Origin of the sequence: Mycoplasma buteonis (assembly GCF_000733865.1) — a bacterium.
Classification (GTDB): Bacteria; Bacillota_I; Bacilli_A; order Mycoplasmatales; family Metamycoplasmataceae; genus Mycoplasmopsis; species Mycoplasmopsis buteonis.
Window position 1 is genome coordinate 1 of record NZ_JPOK01000004.1, and the last position, 20,829, is coordinate 20,829.

Here is a 20,829-nt window from a genome sequence, read left to right on the forward strand (position 1 = left end):
AATTCTACCGTGATTATATTTTTGCAGTTCTTACAAATAATGAAGAACTTGTGGATAACTTGTCACACACACACACACACACCTTCTAATTCAAATTAAGAAAATTTTACTTTATATATTAGGTTTTGAATTTAATAATATAGGCAGTTTGTGCAATATTAAAAGAGGCAAAGTCATAAGTAAAAAGGATATTAAAATTTCTTCAAGTAAATATCCTGTTTATTCTTCTCAAACATCAAATGATGGGTGCATCGGTTATATCGATACTTATGATTTTGATGGTGAATATGTTACATGAACAACCGATGGAGCTTATGCAGGTACACCATTTTATCGAAAAGGAAAATTTAACATTACCAATGTTTCTGGATTATTAGATATAAAAAATCGCGAAAAGCTTTCAAGTAAATTTTTGTTTTTTTGATTATCTGCAAATATGAATAAATACGTAAATAAAAATATTTCTAACCCTAAAATGATGTCTAACGAAGTTGCTAACATCCAAATTCCTATCCCACCTATACAAATTCAAAATTACATAGTAAATATTTTAGAAAGATTAGAAGATTTATCTAAAAATTCAGTTAATTCTATTCCAAAACTTATAGAATTAAATAACAAGAGATATAAATATTATTTAGAGAAATTATTCGACTTTTAAACGAGAGAATAAATCAGCAAAATATAAAAATAACACTTTATAATTATTAAATTTATTAATAAATATAAAGTGTTTTTTATTTTTAAATTAAAAAGATTGAATAAATAAATTAGTTTGAATCATTTTCTTTATTTTCTTTTTGTGCATTTTGCAGTTTTTTAATTTCTTCAAGCGTTTTATAAAATAAAGCTTGCGAGTCTTCTTCTTCACGGTAGGCGTGTAAAATAGATTTTTTAGTTTTTGATCGAATAAACTCTTCTTTTTCTTGTTTTATGGTTGGTGAGACAAAATATATTTTTTGTACTACTTGGCCTGGATTAGGAATTCTTAAAATTTTTCTTAAAATAAAACCAACAACAGGTGCTGTAATAAAAGCCATAAAAATCATTAAAATGTTCATTAAAATTTTAACTCAGAAAATATCACCTTTGTATCCTAGCGGATAATTAAAACTAACTAATTGGTAAATTACAATTCCACGATCTAGTTCGTTAGGTGGAAAGTCTTGTCCATCACGATTAATTATTCCGAATTGCATAAATTTGTACCCAAAAACATAAGTTGGAATAATTAATAAAAATAGATAAGCAATAGGTCAAAAAGCAAAGCTTCAAATTGAAGCAGTTGCAACGTTAATTCTTTTCCGTTCGTATAGCAAGGTTGATAATCCTAAAATAGGAGCTACAGCATGCATAAAAATAGATTTAAATTTTTCATCTAGGTAAGTGTTTAAGAAAGTACTTGGCACCATCGCAATTCCAGTTCAGTATGCACCAGCTACCACGATAATAAAGACCATTGAAGCAAAATAAAATTTTTGAGCACGAAGTGATTTTTGGACAAATGGATAAAAAGTTAGCGTTACACCCATGAAAACATTACTTAAAAAAGTAAATCAATAAGTCGAACCACCTCAAAAAACACGGTTAGCATTTGGGTATAATAAGTTCGCTAAATGAATATTTTGATTTCCATTTGTAATAGCACTAATGGTATCTTTAATTTTTTCATAAGCTTCTACATTGCGAAGCGAAACCATATATCATTCATAAAAAGTAATTACTATATAGCAAATAATAAGAGAAATTCCAATAGTAAAAGTAATTCAGTCAAGCGTACTAAATCTGCGATATTTTTCAGTTAATCTACTAAATTTATGTTCTTTTTCCATACTAAAAACTAACAAATATAAAAACGAATAACAATATCATAACAATTGTAAAACCTAAAATTAAAAAAACTGAGTAAGCTTTCATTAAAATATCATTTCTGAATTTGAGATATGCTTTACGATTAGTGATTAATTCAGAATTTTGAATTTTACCTTCAGAAAGTTCTTTAATCAATAAATCAATCATTTTTATATATTTAATGCGATCAGCTTTTTTCAAAAGAAGTAGCTTACTTGAAGCTACTTTCTTTTTTAATTTTTTTGCATCATTTATAAAAAATTGACGATAAATTGGATAATCAATATTTTCGTTTCTTTTCATTAAATAAAATCAACCACAGCAATTTGAATGTTTTTAGGTTTAACATCAATCATTTGTTTAATTGTTTCTTCGAGCTGATTTGATAATTCTTTAATTACAGTATAAAATGAATCGCTTTTAATTTTTAATTTAATTTCTAAATATAACTGTAAATTTGAATGATCATCATTAATTTTTACATTTGGTTTACTAGCTAATTTAAAACTTTTAAATCTACCAATAACATTGGAAATAGCATCTAAGATTGCTTTTTCTTGCACAATATATGTTTGATTTTGATTGTATGATACACTAATTCAGTTCATTTTTATTTATTTGATTTTCCTGCGTATTTTCCTGTTTCGGTAGATACTAAAATTAAATCACCTTCTTTAATAAACATTGGTGTTTCTAATTCGTAACCTGTTTCAACTTCAACTTTCTTTTGTGGATTGTTTGCTGTATTACCTTTAACAGCTTCAGGTGCCACAGTAACTTCTAATTCAACGTTAGCTGGAAGTTCAATATCAAGCACTTCACCTTCAAATGATCTAATTTGTACTGTTGAACCTTCTTTTAAAAAGTTAAGTTCTCATTCAACTTTACTAATCCCAATTTCAACTTGTTCATATGTTTCATTATCCATAAGTACAATGTTTTCACCATCATTGTATAAGTAGTTCATTTTTCTTTTTTCAATGTGTGCTGGTTTAACTTTGTCTCCACCTGTAAATGATTTAATTGTTGTTGAACCTGTTCTTAAGTTCTTAACTTTAGCTTTAACGTTAGCTTGTCCACGTCCTTGTTTTGAGTGTTGAGCTTCTAATACTACAAAAATTTCACCATCTTCTTGAAAGGTAATTCCTGGTTTAAATTCGTTAACATTAATCATATTTTCTCCTTTTTTATAGCTTTAAAAATAGCGTTCCATAAGTTTCTTATATTATATATTATTTTAATTTTTATAGCATTTTATTGCTTGATAAATATTATGAAATCTAAGTTAAAACTTCATTTAGAACGTAAAAATATCTAATTTTTTAAAAATACAAAATCAACTTTTGTAACTTAATAAAAAATATGTTATAATATTACAGCAATTGCCCGAGTGGTGAAATTGGCAGACACGCTAGACTAAGGATCTAGTGGAGCAATCCGTGCAGGTTCAAATCCTGTCTTGGGCACCATATCTACCGTTAGGTAGTTTTTTTATACCTTAATTTTAATTGAGCAAATTATCAACTTTGCTTTTTATTTTTAAAAATCATACTTACTTAGTTAAATATAAAAAGCTGACAGATAATTTTGTCAGCTTTTTGTCTAAATTATTTTGTATAAGTAAAAAAATTTTTACATTTGATTATCTTTATGTTTTTTAGAAATATTTAATTCACGTTGAAATTCAAGTAATATTCTTTGATATTCTTTTGCAGTAGCATCTTCTTTATTAAGTAGTTCATCAGCTTCGTGAATTAATTCTTGTACTCTAGCAGTGGTTTTATTTTGCTCTGCACGTTGCTTAGCTAATTTTAACTCTCCTTTTAAAAAAGATTTATTATAAATATTAGTTTGTCACGCTAAAACTCCGAAAGTTGTACTAATTGTTGCAACGCACACAATCCCAACTGAAATAAGAGTTATTTTTTTTCAATGTTTTTTTATAAAATTCATAACATAATTATAAATAAAAAATCAAGGTTTTAAACCTTGATTTAATTATTATGCTAATCCGTTTGTTTTGAATGTAGATACAAGTTCTTCGAATGCTTTTTCTTCATCTTCACCTGTAACTTTTAAAGTAACTTCATCACCTGATTTAACACCTAATGTCATGATGTTCATGATTGATTTTAAGTTAGCTTCTAAACCATTAGCAAGAATTTTTGAATCTGATTTGTATTTTGAAGCACTAGCTGTTAATAATTGAGCTGGACGTGCGTGAATACCAATTGGATCAATAATTTTTAATGTAATTTCTTTCATAATTATCTCCTTATTTTTAACTAATATTTTCAATTTAATATAAATAATAATAGTGTTTTTAAAGTGTAGAAATATTATAAACTATTAGACGTAAAACACTTTAAAAAAATAGTTTTTTTATCGAAAAATAGCTGTTTTTTAGCTAAAATAATGATTTTTTTCTACTAAAATGTTTTTTGTTGTTTTTTTAAATCTACTTTAGAATTAAAAATGTTAAGAAATTCTTAACATTTTAATACTTATTAAACATTAATTAGTGAAACAACTTCAACGTTTTCACCGATTAATTTTCTACCATTTAATTCTGATAATTCTAGCAAGACAATAACCTTTGAAACTGTTACTCCTTGTGACTCAAGCAATTTAATAATTGCTTTAGTTGTTCCACATGTAGCAAGCACATCATCAACAATAACTGCCTTTTGCCCTTGTTTTACAAAACCTTCTTGAATTTCGAGTACATTTGAACCATATTCCAAATCATAGCTCATTGAAATAACTTTTCCAGGTAATTTATTTGGCTTACGAACCATAATAAAAGGTTTCTTTAAAAAAGCAGCAGCAGGTGTCCCAAATAGAAAACCACGTGCATCTGGACCAACAATAATGTCTGCATCTTGGCAGTGCTTTGCAATTTCGTTGATTGTGTAATTTAACGCTTCACCGTTTGCAAGTAGTGGTGAAATATCTTTAAACATAATTCCTTTTTTAGGAAAGTCAGGAACGTCTCTAATTAATTTACTAATATCCATGAGTTCTCCTAGTTAACTCTAACATCTTCAAAGAATTCTAAAATATCATCTTCCATAATATCATTGAAATCTTTAATGTGAGTACCAAAGTCTTTTCCTTTGACAACTTCTTTAGCATCGTTTAATTCACGTTTTAAGGTTTCAATTTTACCTTCGTGAACTAATTTACCTCTACGGTAAACTTTAACTTTTGATTTTTCTTTTACTAAACCTTGGTCCATCATACATCCAGCGATTTTACCAACTTTAGAGTAGAAAAATACTTTAATAATGTGTGCTTCACCAATTTTTCTTTCTTCATAAACTGGTGCTTTTTCACCATCAAGAATGTTAAGGCAATCTTCGATAATTTTGTAAATAACATCATGTGCGATGATTGTAACATTATTTTGTTGTGCACTTTGTTTGATTGAAGGTGCAATTTTCATGTTAAACACAAAAATTATAGCATTAGAAGCTTGAGCAAGAAGCAAGTCTGAATCAGTTACGTTTCCTGCAGTAGCTGAAATTACTTTAATTGCAGCTTCATCATTTTCCATTCCTTCTAACTGACCTTTAATTGCTTCTGCTGTTCCTGCTACGTCTGATTTAATAATTACATTAATTGATTTTTTACCATCAGCATTAAGGTTGGCGTTGTATGCATCAGTAAGGCTTTGCATTTTGTCTTGTGAATATTTTTCAGTTGCTAATTTTTTAGCAAATTTTTCATCATTAATTCCTACAAATTTATCACCTGCATCAGGAGCATAGTTTAATCCTGATACAATTGCTGGTCACCCTGGTTTAACAAATTCTAGTTCATTGCCAAGTGCATCTTTAAGCATTCTGATTCTTCCGCATTTAGAACCAGCCACGATGAAATCACCTTTGTATAGTGTTCCGTTTTCAACAATGATTGTTGAAACTACACCAACACCTTTATCAACTCTTGATTCAATAACAGTTCCTAAAGGATATCTTTTTGGATTAGCTCTTAAATTAAGTAATTCTGTAAGTAACTTAATTTGGTCAAATAGTTCGTCTAAACCTTCACCTTTTAAAGCAGAACCATAAACAATTTGAGTGTCTCCACCAAATTCTTCGATAACTACGTTAGCTTCAGCTAATTCCGCTTTTAAACGATCTAAGTTTTTGTTTGGTTTGTCCATTTTGTTAACAAAAACAATAATAGGAACATTTCCAGCTTGTGCATGGGCAATAGCTTCTTTTGTTTGAGGCATTACACCATCATCAGCTGCAACTACTAAAACAACAATATCTGTAACTTTCGCACCACGTGCACGCATTTTAGTAAACGCTTCATGACCTGGTGTATCTAAGAAAGTGATTCTAAATCCTTTGTGTTTAATTTGGTAAGCACCTGTATGTTGTGTAATTCCACTGCTTTCGGTAGCAACAATGTTTGAATTTCTAATTTTATCAATTAATGTTGTTTTACCGTGGTCAACGTGTCCCATAACAGTAATTACAGGTGTACGACGTACTAAATCTTCTTCATTATCTTTGAAGTTAACTTCATCAAGGAAGTTACCAGCATCGATGTTTGTTTCTTTTTGGAAATCAAAACCGTTTTCAACACAAAGTTCTGCAATTTCTTCTTCTTCTAAAACGTGGTTTAGGTTGTACATTTTTCCTAACATGAAAAATTTACGAATAATATCGTTTGGATTTAGCTTTGTTTTTAAAGCGAAATCGCTAATTGTCATTTTTCCAGTGAAAATGAAAATCCCATCTTTTAATTCTGTTTTAGTATTAGATAATTGCTCTTTAATATCATTAACATTACTAATTCTATTGTTCTTTTTACTCATAAAGAACCTCCTTTAGTTGTTGTTCTATTTGTTCATATACTTCTTTATCAACATTAAATCTGAACACACGATTTAAAGCCTTAGATTTTTTAATCTTTTCTCAATTAGCAAGGGTTGGAATGAAGTATGCACCACGCCCTTTTTTATTTTTACTTAAATCAAGTGTAATAAGATTTTCTGACTTGACATAATCAAATCTAACTAATTTTTCAATAGGTACTATTGTATTAGTTACAATGCATTTACGAGCGTAATTAGAATTAATCTTCTCAAGCATCGTCAAACTCATCTAAATCAATATTAGTATCAAGTCCATAGTTCGCTAAGTCATTATCAACTTTAAAATCTTTTAATTCAACTTTTGATTTTTGGTAAGCCTTAATTACGTTTTTAGTTTTCTTATCATTTTTGGCATCAGAATTAGAGCTTGCTTCTTTTTCTTCTTCAGGTACAAAACTTTCATCGAATAAACTATCAATATCTTCAATAAAGTCATAATCTTCTTCATCTGTGTCGATTTGAATATTATCTTGATCGAAAAGTGAATCAAGTTCAGTGGCTGATGGAGCAACAGATTTTTTAACTGTTTCTTTACGTGCACGTTTTTCTTTACTTAATGATTGCACATCTTGAATTTCTTCTTCTTGTGACATCATTTTGAATAAATCATCAGTAAAGTCTGATAAATCTAAATCAATACCTTGGAAGAATTTATTAGATTGTGATTTAGCTGAATGTGATTTAGCAGTGCTTTTAAATAATGGTTTTTCATAGCTAAATCTTTCTTTGAAATCAATGTTACGTTCAACAGCTTGATCTGTTGTCACAATTTCCAATCTTGCTCCAACTAATTTAGCTGCTAATTCGATATTAATACCTTTTTTACCAATAGCTGACATAATTTCAAGTGGTTTTACAATAGCGATGTATTTTTTACCATCAAGCACTACATCAACAACTTTAGCAGGTGCTAAAGCGTTTTTAATGTATTCGAATAAATCATCACTGTAACGAACAATATCAACTTTTTCGTTATTAAGTTTTTCACTAATAGCTAAAATACGTTTGGCACCTTCACCAAAAAGTGTTCCAATAATATCGTAATTAACTTCACGTTCAGGGTTTGGTTGCACAGCAATTTTAGTTTTAAATCCAGGAATTCTTTGGATTTTAACAATTTGAATATCACCATTTGCAATTTCAGGAATTTCATTTTTTAAAGCTTCTTCAACTTCTTTAGGTGAATCAACTCTAACTTCACAAATACTTAATTTGCTTTCAATATTTACTGAATCTAAGTAAACATCAATAAATTGTCCAGGTGATAATTTTAATTTATTTGAAATTTTGTTAATTGGTAAAAAAGCAGTAACTCCATCTTCAAATTTTAAATTATATGAACCTTTGCTATTTTTTGATAAAACCTGTGCACGAATTTTTTCACCAATTCTTTCTGAATATAAGTTAAAAATTCTTTGTTTATCAGCTAATTTTAAAGATTGAATAAATCCATTCTTAATTGCTGTTTTAGTTTTTTCAGGGAAAATATCAAAATTTAAAGCAACTTCAACTGTATCTCCTTCAGTAACATCTTGACCTAAAATACCTCTTGCGTCTTCTTCAGTAATGTACATTAATCTTTGCACATCTGTTTGTTTTTCTTCATTTAAGTCATCAAAGTCATATTCATTATCAACTACGGTAACATTACGGTTGATAATCGCAATTCTTTGTGTATCTTTATTTGCTTCTAATACGATTTCAGCTTCTTTATCAATATCACGGTTAACAGCTTTGGCTGTTTCTTCTTCGAATAAAGCTAAAACATCTTCAAATGATAATTTGAATTTTTCAGCATAACCTTCAATCATTTGAAATAAGCTTGTTTCTTGAGCTAATAATTTATCTGTAATTACTTTTTTCATAAAACTCCTAAAATTTAATGTACTTTTCTATTGAACTAATGTTATCTTTTGATAATTTTATTTTACGGAATTGTCCTTTTTTATTTCATCTGACTAAAACTTCAGTTTCATTATCTTCTAATAGTTCAACCACAAAAGTGTTTAAACTTTCAAAGCTTTTAATAGTGTTTATTTTCACCATTTCACCTACATGTGAGCTTAAATTATGTTTATCTAAATTTAAATCATCACCACGTGATAAAACTTCTAAGTTGTATTCATCTTTGAATCAAGTTTGTGTTTCTAAAAACTGTGATAAACTTCTTGAAAAATTTTCCACTTCATTTAGATTGTCTGTATCTAGCACAACCTCTAGTGTTGTACCGCTAAAATTAGTTAATTTAGCTTCCAAAACTTTGTTGCCAAATTGTTCGTTTAGTAACTTTTTATAATCCATAAAACCTCTATAAAAATAGTAAAGAGCTGCTTTCGCAACTCATCATCTTGAATTAAAATTATTATAACACTTTTTGCTTAATATTAAAACAGCAAACCTAAATAGTGCTAAATATTACTTTGATATTACTAAATTGAGAACTCTTATTAAAAAACTAGCAAATGCTAGTTTATGATTTTGTACGATTAAAGTAGTAAGTAGTAATTAAACTTTGCAATTGATCATCAACTGGTGTAATTGCTTTATGTACAATATTTTCTGTATTTTCAATTTTATACATTTCAACTGCTAATTGATCAATTCCGTATCCGACAGTAGCAAAGTAATTACGTAACACTAACTCATAATCAATATTTTGTGTTGGATCATAATTAATGTAATCAAAGTTATTTAAATTTAAATATTTTTCAATAACATAGTCGTTTGATAAATCTAAATAACTAATAATTTCAGCAACTAAATCTAATAACTTATCAAAGTTTTGTAAGTCTAATTCTTCTTCAAAATAATCTGCATTATCTGATAAAAATGCTTGTACTTGTTTTGCTAAAATGTTTTGATAACTGAAAGCAAAATCGGTTTCATCTAACTGGTTAGATTTAATTTTCGCTCATAAATTAGTTAAAAAATCAGATTCATATTTACTTAAATTAAATTTAACACTAGCTAAATTAGGATTTACTTCATCAGTATCTTTGCTATAATGATTAGTTAAAAACTCTGAATTATTAGTATTTAATAGTGAAAAATATGGTAAATAATGCTCCACGTATTCTTTAGCAAGGTTCTTAGATTCTTCTTTGGAATATTCATTTTCTTCTAAGAATGTTAAAATCTCATTTTCTTTGATATCTGTTCAATAATTTGCGACATTTTGTTCAATAAAGTTTCGACGAACTGTGGCTGAAAATTCATTATTTGGTTGATTAAATAAAGTTGTTTTAAACACTTGGTATTCACTTTGAAGATTTTGGTAAATACTCTTACCAAGCAAGGTTAAATAATCATCATTTTTCTTATCCGTATTATTGGCACTAAAAACAAGTCCATCAACTAAAAGTAAGTTATGTCTTGGTTTTACCGCACGAATTGAACCATCAATACTTCAACCAGGTAAGTTATAAGCTCCATAATAAGCATCAATCGCATCACCATTGTACATAATAGCAGCTTTAACATCTGGTCTGGTTAAGTTAATTAAGTTATTTAAAAGTTCAAGTCCATCACCTTTAAAAGAAATGTGTTGATTATCGGTAACATTATAATTAGTTCCATCTTTAATTAAATCTACAAAAGCATCAATTAATTCACGGTAAGTTTTGGTTTCAACTTCACCTGTAAAATCATTAGCAGTTCGACTTCCATCAGCTTTTTTTCAGTAGCTAGAACCAAAAAGCATATTATCTCTAATTGCATCAGTTATAGTTCAACCGTTATAACCTTTACTCGATAAGGTTTTTAATAAGTTTACTAAATCGGTTTTTGATTCAGTTCCATTTGCTAATTGGTATTCATTAGAATTAAAGTCCAAATCTAAAAGTGATTGCACTTTTTCTTGAATTTCCGGAAAATCTTCAAGTGAATATTCTGTTTTAGGTTTAGTTGGAGCACTAAGAACTTTTAAAACTGATCTAGCATCAGCTAAGTCGTGTTTTAAAACATTATAAGCTACAACCGAATCTTGTGAATAATATGGTAGAAAGTACTGTCAAAATTCAATATCCGTTCCATCATCATCTTTAATGTGCTTGCCGTTTGCATCGACTAAAAATTTGTTATATTCCTCTAAGTGATCTCAAATTTCTTTTCTTAAAATTGTTTGCAAGGCTTTTTTAACTAAACTTTTTTGCTCATTTTTAGGTAATTTCTTTAAATCATCGTCGTTAAATAAAACTGGATAATCAATTTTTTTGAGCAAATTCTTTTGAATTAAGGAAGCAGCAAGGAAATCAGAACCAATTCCTCCAGCTGCTTTACGATTAATTAAGGCGTTAGTAAATTGGTTAATTTCGTCAAAAGCTTTGTAATCAAATTCTTCTCTTAATAAAGTTTGATTTTCTTCTGACATGTATGATTTGTAGTTATAAAAGCTAGGTTTAAAAGCTTTTTTAGTTTTAAATGCGGCAATTGTAGCTGTAAGTGATACTGTAGCAATTAGTCCTGTTGCAACATAAAGAGCTGATTTTGAAAATTTATTCATTAATCACCTTTACGTTTTGATTTAAAAATGGTGTAAATTACGTTTCCAATAATAGTTGCAAAAAGGACAATAGATCCTAGAACTAAACCTCAAGGCTCAAAAGCACCTTCATAAAGTTTTGTTCCAAGTGTAGAACCATTTGACACAGTACGTGCAATAATAAAGTCATCAAAACTAAGCACAGAAGAAACTACAATTACCATAATAATGCTCGGAATCATATACACTAAATAAGTTTTGAATCATGAGCGGATTCTTGAATATCCCAAATCTTGTGAAGCTTCAAAAAGGTTATTGTTAAATTTTTCACTTCGAGGAAGCATAAGCATAATTCCGTATGGCAATGCCATAATAGTATGTCCGATAATTAATCTTATAAATCCTTCATTTTCTGTTGAAATTACACCAACAAAAACACTAAAAACAAGAACTAAACCAATTGCAGTAATGTTATCTGGATTAATAAGCGGAATATTTGAACTTCCTTGAATAAAACGCTTTACAATTTTACTCTTTTGACGATATAAAGAATAAACTGTCACAAGACTAATTAATACCACTAAAATACTAACAATAATTGCTAATAAAATAGTATTAATTAAAGCTAAATCACGTCCATTTTGTAATAAAGTTTGTCAATTTTCAATTGTTCCATGTGTAAAGTATGGGTTAAATTCACCTTTTGGTGATTTTTCATTAAATGAGAAAATAACACCAAAAAAGAGTGGAATATAAACTAATAATAAAATAATATAAATGTAACTTTGTTTTAAAAAAGTAGCAAATTTATTCATAGTGAGCTCCCTTCTTAAATTTGAAAATTAATTTCGGTATAAGTAAAAAGAGTGAATAAATTCCGATAAAAATTGCCGAAACCACAATAACAAGAGCACTACCTGATTGTAAATCATATTTATTTCCTGGGTTAATTTTTGAGTTAATCAAATCTCCAATAAGTTGGAATTGTGACCCATCAGGTAATAACTTAGCTGAAATAACAAAAGTAGTTGCACTAGCTAGAAAAATCATCGCAAGTCCACTTAAAATAGCTTTTGTACCATAAGGTAAAATAACTTTAAAAATGGTTTGGAAATTGTTGTATCCTAAGTCATTAGAAGCTTCAACAATGTTTTTAGGCATATCTTTAAAAACAGTATAAAGTGGCATAACCATTAAAGGTAAATTTAAATATGTTAATCCTAAAATAATAAATAATTCACTATTTAATGCGTTTGGATTAGTAGCAAAAATAGCTAAAAATAAACCTTTAATTGAGTAAATTCTTGCAATAGTAAAAATTGCCATTGGTGAAATAATTAAAGATAAAGCATAAATTTGAAAAATTTTACTTCTTGCTGTTGAAATCATATATGCATATGGAAAAGCAATTAATAAACATAAAATAGCTGAAATTAAACCAACATAAACACTTCTTCAAATAATTTTTCAAGTGTTTAAATTAGTCACTAATTGTCAACTACTAAATTCAGAATCAGTAGAACTAAAAGCACTAACGATAATTAAAATAATAGGTAAAATAATCAAAAATATTGAAATAATGATGTAAGGAAGAGCTAAAGCTAATTTTTGATTTAAGTTTAAAGTCTTTCTAATTTTGGAAAGCATTATTGTTGTAATCTCATTTCGTATCTTTTTTCATCAAGTGAATTGAATCGATAGTTCATGATAAATAAACTTTTTCATTTAAATCAAATTTCTTAGCTGTTTCGACATAAATAATATCTTCTTCATCTGTTTCTACAGTAATGTAGTAATAGCTACCACGATATTGAATTTCTTTAATTCAACCTTTTAATTTTCCTTTAACAGATTTAGGATCTACTAAAATATCAATATCCTCTGGTCTAATAAGAGCATCAACATCATTTTCTCCATCAAATTCTTCAAAATCATGCACAGTTTTAAATTCTTTACCAAGTAAACGAACATTACCATTTTTTAGAATTTTTGCATTGAAAATGTTTGAATTACCAATAAATTTTGCAACTCAAATATTAACTGGATAATCATAAATATTTTTTGGTGTGTCATATTGTTCAATTACACCACCACGCATAACTGCAATGCGATCAGAAAGCTCTAATGCTTCATCTTGATCGTGTGTAACAAAAATGAATGTAAGACCAAGCTCTTGTTGAATACTTCTAAGCAATACTTGCATTTTTTCTCTAATTTTAGCATCTAAAGCACTTAGCGGTTCATCAAGTAATAAAATTTCAGGTTCAATAACTAAACTACGAGCAAGGGCAACACGTTGTTTCATACCTCCACTAAGTTGTGAAATGGCTTTTTTCTCATTTCCTGTTAGTCCAACAATTTCAATGATTTTAGCAATTTTTTCATCCATTTCTTTACTTGTCATTTTACGTTTAAAGTAGTAATTTTCAAAAGCTTCTACTTTTTGTTGAACATAGTTTTCTCAGTATGAATACTTAAAATCTGAATCATCAAGTCAATCTTGTCTTTTACGGTATTGATATGTACCTGGCTTTAGTTTCTCTAACTCAGCTGTAAATTTTTCTTGAATTTTGTCTAATTCATCCATTTTTTGTTCAGCTTTTTTAGTTCAAAGTGCTTTTTTCTTTTCTAATAAAGCAATATGTTTTTCATTAATTTCTTCTTTTTGAATTCTTTTTAATTTTAAACCGTAAGCAATGTTACCTTCAACGTTTAAATGCGGGAAAAGAGCATAATCTTGAAAAATTGTAGATACGTTTCTTTTGTGTGGTGATAAATCTTTAATATCAACACCATTAAACATAATTTCACCACGTGTTGCTCATTCAAAACCTCCAAGAAGTCTTAAAATTGTAGTTTTTCCACTTCCTGATGGACCTAAAAGCGTAACAAATTCACCACGTTGAATTTTTAAATCAACACTATGTAGAACTGTTTTATCATCGAATTCTTTAACAACTTCTTTTAATTCAATAATTGGCAAGTTGTTTTTTTTCTTTTTTGATATAGCCATATTAAAATTCCTTTCTGTAATTACTTAAAAATTAAAATTACAGGGAGACCATATCAGAATCTTTTATTACGTAATTGATGAAAGCAGAATCAAAAACAGGATATTTAACAACATTAAATATCTCGAATATATTTTTCACGTTAATTTTTTGAATTAAAACCGCTTTCCTTTTCATATAAGTTTAATTATAAGGAAAAATGTTTTTTAAGTAAATTTTTTTTAATTTTTTTAATGTTTTAATATCTAAATCTAATGACGTTTAAAGCTACTGTATAGATTTAAAAGTAATTAATGCGTATTTTTTAATGAATAAAATTTTTTTAAATAAAAAAATACGCATTATTAATAAAATAAGGAGCTAAAAAACAAAAAAGCTAGTAAAAAACTAGCTTAATTAAAGATATGATTTTTTGATTGGGAATTGTTTTGTTAAATCTAAAACTTTAGCTTGATATTCATTTATAATTTCTTGATTATAACCATCATCAGTTTTAATTAAATAATAGTTTTTAAGTAAATAATGAATAATTTGGTAAAGCTCTTCTCATTTATCAAATCCTCTACTTGTCATTGCGGCTGTACCAATTCTAATACCGCTTCCAAGAGTAGGACTAAGTGTATCAAAAGGAATTGAATTTTTATTAACTGTAATGTTAACTAAACCTAAAATTTCTTCAGCTTGTTTTCCATTAATTTGATAAGTGGAATTAACATCAATCATAAATAAATGATTGTCAGTACCGTTAGAAATGATTTTTGCACCACTGTTTTTAAAGTATGAACAAAGTAATTTTGAATTTGCAACAATTTGCTTTCCGTATTCTTTAAATTGTGGTGTTAATGCTTCATAAAAGGCTACTGCTTTACCTGCTATAGCATGAAATAGTGGACCACCTTGGTATCCAGGGAAAACTCAGCGATTAATTTTTTTAGCAATTTCTTCATCATTTGTCATGATAATTCCACCACGACCACCACGTAAAGTTTTATGAGTCGTTGAAGTAATAATATCAGCATAACCTACAGGTGATGGGTGCACTCCAGCAACAATTAAACCTGCAATATGTGCTATGTCAGCCATTAATTTTGCTCCTACTTTATCAGCAATTTCTTTAAACTTTGCAAAATCAATTGTTCGTGAGTAAGCTGAATAACCACAAATAATTAAATGTGGTTTTTCTTTCATTGCTAATTCTAAAATAGCGTCGTAATCTAAAAAGCCATCAGCACCTAAATCATATGAAACTGATTCATAAAACATACCACTAAAACTAATTTTATATCCGTGTGTTAAATGTCCACCACAGGAAAGTGATAGTCCCATAATTTTCCCACCACTAGGAACAACACTAGCAATAGCAGCTGCATTAGCTACACTACCTGAATAAGGTTGAACATTAGCAAACTTGACTTTGAAAAGTTCTTTTAAGCGATCAATTGCTGCTTGTTCAACAATATCAACATTTTCGCATCCACCGTAGTATCTTTTGTTCGGATATCCTTCACCGTACTTATTAGTAAGCACACTTCCTTGAGCTTTTAAAACATCTTCTGAAACATAGTTTTCACTCGCAATAAGCTCAATGTGTTCTTCTTGCCTTAATAACTCATTATTAATAGCATTTTCTACGATTTTATCTTTTAATTCAATTTTTTTGTACATAACAACTCCTAGTTAAGGTTAAATTTTTCTATAAGTTTTTGAATTTCTTGCTCTTTAGCAATAATTCTAATTGTAACGTTATGAGTATCTGTTTGTTTGTAATCATCTACAACAAATAAATCATATACATTTGCTATTGATTTAATTTCATTTACTTTTTCGGCAATATAATCTTTATTTTGTAATGTAAAAGTTAAATCTAAGTTTTTTAGTGGAGCTGAATCTACTTCGTTAAATTGAGTTTGCTTAGAGCTGTGAAACTCTAAAACTTCAGCATAAAAAGCATTTGTAGTGTCAAATTTAGGATGCACTTTCCCAATTCATCCGATCATTTTATCACCAAGCATAATTTTTGCTGAAACATTTGGATGAATGTATTGATTATCTTTTAGAGGTTCAAATGTTAAATTTGCAATCCCTAAAAAGTCAATAATATCTTGTCTAAAATCAAAAAAGCTTTTTGTTGTTGTAGCAAAACCATAAACTAAAACGTTATTATTAACCATTCCTTTTTCAAAGAAATTAATTTGTTGTATCTTACGTTTTTGATTGTATTCAACCGCTTCCATTAATGATGTGACAATTGAATTACGCACTACTTCACGTTCTTTAGAAACATATGTCATTAATTTTTGATTGTTTGCAAAATTAAATGGATTTAAGAAATTTTTTTCTTCAGAAACAAGTGTAAAAGTGCGAGCTTCTGCATATCCTTTTTTAGCTAAAAGTTCTTTATTAACATTTCTTTTTGCAATTAAAACAGGAACATTAATATAAGGAACTGCTTCAAATTGTTTATAAGAATAAAATCTAAAGATTTCTTCAATAATATCCTCAAAAATAGTTACATCATAACGATAATTAGGCACTAAAACATACTTGTCAAAAAATTCAAATCCTAGTTTAGTAAGTTTATTTTTTGCATTGTTAAAAACATGTAAATCAGTGCTGTTAGCATAAGTTTTTAATTTATTTTCTTCTCAATTAATTTTTAACTTACTTGGCACTTGAATTTCATTAACAATGTTTGAAACTTCTAAATTTTGACAGTAACCTTTAATAAAACGCATTGTTAAAGCAGCTACTTCTGGTGAAATAGTTCTAGCTCCTTGACTTGCTGCATTTGACATTAATTTAATTTCTTTTGCACCTGCACGGACTAGTTTTGAATCAAAAACTCCTACTTCAAAAACATATTTTGTTGTTTCTGAATCAGCTTTTGTATTCTCTAATCCCATAACAGAAGGTAAAGAAATTACTTTTTGATCATCTTTAATAACTTGTGTATTTTCAATTTGTACTTCTTTTTCACCAAGAAGAGTTACCTTACCAGTGTATAACATTGCTTCTAAGTTATTAGAAATTTTGTTTCGATCATAAACATGTGCAGGTGAACCAATAGTTAATAAAGCTAAGTTTGTCAAGTTAACAGCTCAGCTAAATTTACTTGAAATTCCATGTTTAGCTAAAAAGAGTTTTTCATATAAAGAAGTATTTTGCTCACCATGAACTTCTAAAAAGCTCAATTCTTTTGCGATTCCTAAATTCAATTTTAAATCACTTTTAAAAGTGTTTTCAACTGCTGGAATATCAAATTTAAATTCTGTATCAAAATAAGCTGCCAACTCCTTAGCTAAAAAGTAGTATGAATTAGCATCATTACGGTTTGCTGTGACAGAAATTTCAATTAAAGTATCATCAAGTCCAAGCTTTTGAATCGGATCTTCTTCTAAAGTTGCAAAATTTTCTGGAAGAACTAAAATTTCATTTTTATCAGTAATAAGCTCATAATCATAGCCAATTTCTTCTAAAGCTCCAAACATTCCTTGTGAAATTTCACCTTTTAAAGTTACTTCACCAAAAACTACATCACCTTTTGATGAACCAACAGGGAAAATGATTGTTAAGTCTCCAGCTTTTAAAATTCGATTATTAGTTTGAATTTGAAAGTTTCCATTTTTTGTTTGAACTTGAACAACATCAAGACGATCAGAATTAGGGTTAGCTGCTACAGATAAAACCTTAGCAAAAAGCAATCCCTGAACATCAGAAAAAGGTTTAATTTCTTCAACTTCTAAACCGATTTCATTTAAAGCATGCTCTACTTCGTGTGCTGAGAGTTTGTGCTTTGGTAAAAATTCATTTAATTTGTTTAAAGATAAAATCATTATTTATTCTCCTTTACTAAATCTCATTTAATTTCTGACAGTCCTTGTTTTTTAAGTTTCTTATTGATTAACTTAAACATTTTTCCGTTTTCAAATCCTAATTTATAACTGTATGGACTTGGGTGGGATAGTACAATTTTATTTTCAGGATTAATAGCTAATTTTTCAGTAAACTTCTGTGCTTCTTTTCCTAAGATAACAAAAATAACATTTGGGTTAGCTTTTAAAACCTCTTCTAAAATTGCAAGAGAAAAGTTTTGTCAACCAAAATTTTTATGAGAGTTAGGTTTATTTTCACTAACAGTTCAAACTACGTTCATTAAAAGAACATTTTGCTTAGCTCATGCTGTTAAATCATTAGTTTCAATTTTTGTTTTTGGATAATCTTTCAATAACTCTTTAAACATGTTACGTAAACTAGGTGGAGTAACAGTGCTTTTGGTACTAAAAGCTAGTCCATCTGCAACTCCTTCTTTGTGATATGGATCTTGACCTAAAATTACAACTTTTGTTTCGCTAGCTTGAAAAAATTCTAGTGGTTTAAATAAATCCATTTGAAATGGATAAATATTAATTTTAGATAACTCAATAAGCTTTAAGGCTTTTAGTAAATCATTAAAATATGGTTTATTACCTTCTTTTTGTAATACTTTTAAAAAACTATCTTTCATTTGTAAATTGCTCCAAAATTCTTAAATCATTACGATATAAATCACGAATATCACTAAAACCATATTTAATCATTGTAATTCTTTCAATTCCAAGACCAGCCGCAAAACCATTTAATTCATTTGAATAACCAGCAGCTTTTAAAACGTTAGGGTGTAACATCCCAGCACCTAAAATTTCAATTCAGCGGTTATTGTAATAAACATCCACTTCAACACTTGGCTCAGTAAATGGGAAATAACTAGGACGTAAACGAACTTCAACTTCTTGCTCTAAAACATATGAGAGTAAACTTTTTAATGTTCAAATTAAATTTGAAAAGCTTACTTTTCCAATTGATACAAAATCCACTTGTGTAAATTGGTGTGAGTGTGTAGCATCATCTTCATCATTACGATACACTTTACCGATTGCAAAAGTTGAAATTTGTTTATTTTGATTTTCTTCTAAAACTTTCGCTGTAATTCCTGTGTTGTGAGTTCTTAAAAGAGTTTTAGCATCAAAATACAGCGAATCGTGCATAGCTCTTGCAGGGTGATCGCTTGGAATATTAAGGCGGTCAAAGTTATATAAATCTGAAACGATTTCACCTTCTTCTTTTTGATAATATCCATTAGCAAAAAATCAGTCTTTTAAACGTTCTTCTACTAATGTAATTGGATGTAAAGAACCAGTTTTTTGACTCGGAATTGTCACATCAATAAATTCACCGTTAACTTTTGCTTGAATTTTTAAATTTTCAACTCTTAGTTCAGCTTCTTTGAAAAATTGTTCATATTCACTTTTTAATTTAGTAATTTTTTGTCCTAATTCTCTTTTAAGTTCTACAGGTGCACTTTTCAATTCCTTTTGTAAGGTTGCTATTTCACCTTCGGCAGCAAAAACTTTTGCTTTTGCTTGCTTTAAGTCTTCTAATGTATTAATATCTTCTAATTTAAATTGCATTATTTTCCCTTTCCTTTGATTTTATTTCAATATTCTTCATACCCTTTTTCAAAATTGTTATTTGCAGGTACATAAAATTTAGTATTTAGTAATTTTTTAGGTAAATATTGTTGCTCAATATAATGAGTTTGTTTGTTGTCATGTGGATACTTATAACCAATTCCATCACCTAACTTTGTTGCTGATTTATAGTGAGCATCTTTTAAGTGTTTTGGAATTTCGTATATTTGTCCGTTATCAAGAACAGCTTCCACTTGTTGCATTGCTTCATAAGCTGAATTTGATTTTGGTGCTAATGCCAAATCAATAATTGCGTTCGAAATCGCCAGTTTTCCTTCTGGTAAACCTAATCGCTCAAAGCTCTCAATTGCATTTAAAACTCTTAAAGCAACGTTGGCAGATGCTAGCCCAACATCTTCATAAGCAACACAGAGCATCCTTCTAAAAAGCGAGTCCACATCGCCTGTTCGTAAAATTAAAAAACCATAATAAAGTGACGCATCTACATCACTTCCACGTAAAGATTTGTGAAATGCCGACAAATTATTATAATGAGCACTTGCATCTTTATCGCTATAAAAATTTATATTTGGAATAATAGTTTTTAAATCTTGCTGAGTAACTTCCTCGTTATCATTTTCTAAAAATGATAACATTTGTAAATTGTTAATTGATAAACGAAAGTCACCAGCAGAAAATCTTGCTAAATCTAGCAACCTTTCATCACTAATATTTATTTTTGGATAATTTTTAACCAATATATTACGCAAACCTTTAACAATTTCATTTTCAGTTAACTTGTAAAACTGTAAAATTTGCATTCTGCTTCTTAAAGCTGGATTAACTTTAAAATAAGGATTTTCAGTTGTAGTAGCATAAACAATAATCTTGTCAAATTCTAGATAAGACAGTAAAATGTCTTGTTTATCTTTGTTTAAACGGTGAATTTCATCGACTATTACAACTTCTTTGGTCTCAAGTACTTTTAATAAGTCAGCTTTAGAATCAACGCTAGCATTGAAATAACCATAACTTAGGTTTAAATCTTTTGCTAAGGCCATTGCTGCAGATGTTTTCCCAATTCCACTTTCACCAAAAAAATAAAACTAGTTAAAATTTTATTTTCAATTACTTTTTTTAGTAGTTGTT

Annotated in this window: 21 protein-coding genes and 1 tRNA gene; 2 read left to right on the forward strand and 20 right to left on the reverse strand. The window is 28.4% G+C overall.

The window, feature by feature from the left end; genetic code table 4:
- Window positions 1-118 precede the first annotated feature (118 nt).
- A complete protein-coding gene (locus EI91_RS03705; RefSeq protein ID WP_281171506.1) occupies window positions 119-661 on the forward strand; it encodes a restriction endonuclease subunit S in 543 nt (180 codons plus the stop codon).
- Window positions 662-770: 109 nt separating this feature from the next.
- Here EI91_RS03705 and EI91_RS00095 read toward each other — a convergent pair whose 3' ends face one another.
- The 4 genes from EI91_RS00095 to efp are packed head-to-tail and all read right to left on the reverse strand — an operon-like array spanning window position 771 to window position 3,025.
- Window positions 771-1,832, reverse strand: a complete 1,062-nt coding sequence (locus EI91_RS00095) for an MAGa3780 family membrane protein (protein ID WP_036451718.1) — start codon at window positions 1,830-1,832, stop codon at window positions 771-773.
- Window position 1,833: 1 nt separating this feature from the next.
- Entirely contained in the window at window positions 1,834-2,154 is a 321-nt protein-coding gene (locus EI91_RS00100; RefSeq protein ID WP_036451720.1) for a hypothetical protein, read from the reverse strand.
- On the reverse strand, window positions 2,154-2,459 hold the full coding sequence (locus EI91_RS00105; RefSeq protein ID WP_036451723.1) for an MMB_0454 family protein: 306 nt from the start codon (window positions 2,457-2,459) through the stop codon (window positions 2,154-2,156). Before EI91_RS00105 ends, EI91_RS00100 begins: the two co-directional genes overlap by 1 nt.
- A 2-nt stretch (window positions 2,460-2,461) precedes the next feature.
- On the reverse strand, window positions 2,462-3,025 hold the full coding sequence (gene efp / locus EI91_RS00110) for an elongation factor P (RefSeq protein ID WP_036451726.1): 564 nt from the start codon (window positions 3,023-3,025) through the stop codon (window positions 2,462-2,464).
- 210 nt (window positions 3,026-3,235) lie between these two features.
- On the opposite strand from efp, the gene EI91_RS00115 reads away from it, so the two are divergent.
- Window positions 3,236-3,320, forward strand: a tRNA-Leu gene (locus EI91_RS00115).
- Window positions 3,321-3,483: 163 nt separating this feature from the next.
- Here the strand turns inward: EI91_RS00115 and EI91_RS00120 are convergent.
- From EI91_RS00120 to EI91_RS00195, 16 genes are all read right to left on the reverse strand, one after another.
- Window positions 3,484-3,804, reverse strand: a complete 321-nt coding sequence (locus tag EI91_RS00120; protein ID WP_036451728.1) for a hypothetical protein — start codon at window positions 3,802-3,804, stop codon at window positions 3,484-3,486.
- A 48-nt stretch (window positions 3,805-3,852) separates the two neighbouring features.
- Window positions 3,853-4,116 carry an HPr family phosphocarrier protein gene (locus EI91_RS00125; protein ID WP_036451731.1) on the reverse strand — a complete coding sequence of 88 codons (264 nt, stop codon included), beginning with the start codon at window positions 4,114-4,116 and terminating at the stop codon, window positions 3,853-3,855.
- 242 nt (window positions 4,117-4,358) lie between these two features.
- The gene (locus tag EI91_RS00130; RefSeq protein WP_036451734.1) at window positions 4,359-4,868 is read right to left on the reverse strand and encodes an adenine phosphoribosyltransferase; all 510 of its coding nucleotides are present in this window, start codon (window positions 4,866-4,868) and stop codon (window positions 4,359-4,361) included.
- Between the two features lie 8 nt (window positions 4,869-4,876).
- Complete coding sequence (gene infB, locus EI91_RS00135; RefSeq protein WP_036451737.1) at window positions 4,877-6,682, reverse strand: translation initiation factor IF-2; 1,806 nt, start codon at window positions 6,680-6,682, stop codon at window positions 4,877-4,879.
- On the reverse strand, window positions 6,675-6,959 hold the full coding sequence (locus tag EI91_RS00140; RefSeq protein WP_245597282.1) for a YlxR family protein: 285 nt from the start codon (window positions 6,957-6,959) through the stop codon (window positions 6,675-6,677). The genes infB and EI91_RS00140 overlap by 8 nt, the downstream gene beginning before the upstream one ends.
- Complete coding sequence (locus EI91_RS00145; protein WP_036451743.1) at window positions 6,943-8,607, reverse strand: NusA N-terminal domain-containing protein; 1,665 nt, start codon at window positions 8,605-8,607, stop codon at window positions 6,943-6,945. The genes EI91_RS00140 and EI91_RS00145 overlap by 17 nt, the downstream gene beginning before the upstream one ends.
- A gap of 7 nt (window positions 8,608-8,614) precedes the next feature.
- Window positions 8,615-9,043: a ribosome assembly cofactor RimP gene (locus tag EI91_RS00150; protein WP_036451746.1), complete on the reverse strand. Its 429-nt coding sequence runs from the start codon at window positions 9,041-9,043 to the stop codon at window positions 8,615-8,617.
- A 169-nt stretch (window positions 9,044-9,212) separates the two neighbouring features.
- The gene (locus tag EI91_RS00155) at window positions 9,213-11,243 is read right to left on the reverse strand and encodes a hypothetical protein (RefSeq protein ID WP_036451749.1); all 2,031 of its coding nucleotides are present in this window, start codon (window positions 11,241-11,243) and stop codon (window positions 9,213-9,215) included.
- On the reverse strand, window positions 11,243-12,037 hold the full coding sequence (locus EI91_RS00160; protein WP_036451752.1) for an ABC transporter permease: 795 nt from the start codon (window positions 12,035-12,037) through the stop codon (window positions 11,243-11,245). The genes EI91_RS00155 and EI91_RS00160 overlap by 1 nt, the downstream gene beginning before the upstream one ends.
- Entirely contained in the window at window positions 12,030-12,869 is an 840-nt protein-coding gene (locus EI91_RS00165) for an ABC transporter permease (RefSeq protein WP_036451755.1), read from the reverse strand. The genes EI91_RS00160 and EI91_RS00165 overlap by 8 nt, the downstream gene beginning before the upstream one ends.
- Complete coding sequence (locus EI91_RS00170) at window positions 12,853-14,235, reverse strand: ABC transporter ATP-binding protein (RefSeq protein ID WP_036451758.1); 1,383 nt, start codon at window positions 14,233-14,235, stop codon at window positions 12,853-12,855. The genes EI91_RS00165 and EI91_RS00170 overlap by 17 nt, the downstream gene beginning before the upstream one ends.
- Window positions 14,236-14,629: 394 nt before the next feature.
- On the reverse strand, window positions 14,630-15,898 hold the full coding sequence (gene glyA, locus EI91_RS00175) for a serine hydroxymethyltransferase (RefSeq protein ID WP_036451763.1): 1,269 nt from the start codon (window positions 15,896-15,898) through the stop codon (window positions 14,630-14,632).
- 8 nt (window positions 15,899-15,906) lie between these two features.
- On the reverse strand, window positions 15,907-18,066 hold the full coding sequence (locus EI91_RS00180) for a phenylalanine--tRNA ligase subunit beta (protein ID WP_036451766.1): 2,160 nt from the start codon (window positions 18,064-18,066) through the stop codon (window positions 15,907-15,909).
- Entirely contained in the window at window positions 18,066-18,737 is a 672-nt protein-coding gene (locus EI91_RS00185; RefSeq protein ID WP_036451771.1) for a uracil-DNA glycosylase, read from the reverse strand. The genes EI91_RS00180 and EI91_RS00185 overlap by 1 nt, the downstream gene beginning before the upstream one ends.
- Window positions 18,727-19,680 (reverse strand): phenylalanine--tRNA ligase subunit alpha, encoded by a 954-nt coding sequence (gene pheS / locus EI91_RS00190; protein ID WP_036451773.1) that lies wholly within the window; start codon window positions 19,678-19,680, stop codon window positions 18,727-18,729. The genes EI91_RS00185 and pheS overlap by 11 nt, the downstream gene beginning before the upstream one ends.
- Complete coding sequence (locus EI91_RS00195) at window positions 19,680-20,741, reverse strand: AAA family ATPase (protein WP_425411709.1); 1,062 nt, start codon at window positions 20,739-20,741, stop codon at window positions 19,680-19,682. The genes pheS and EI91_RS00195 overlap by 1 nt, the downstream gene beginning before the upstream one ends.
- Window positions 20,742-20,829: the final 88 nt, after the last annotated feature.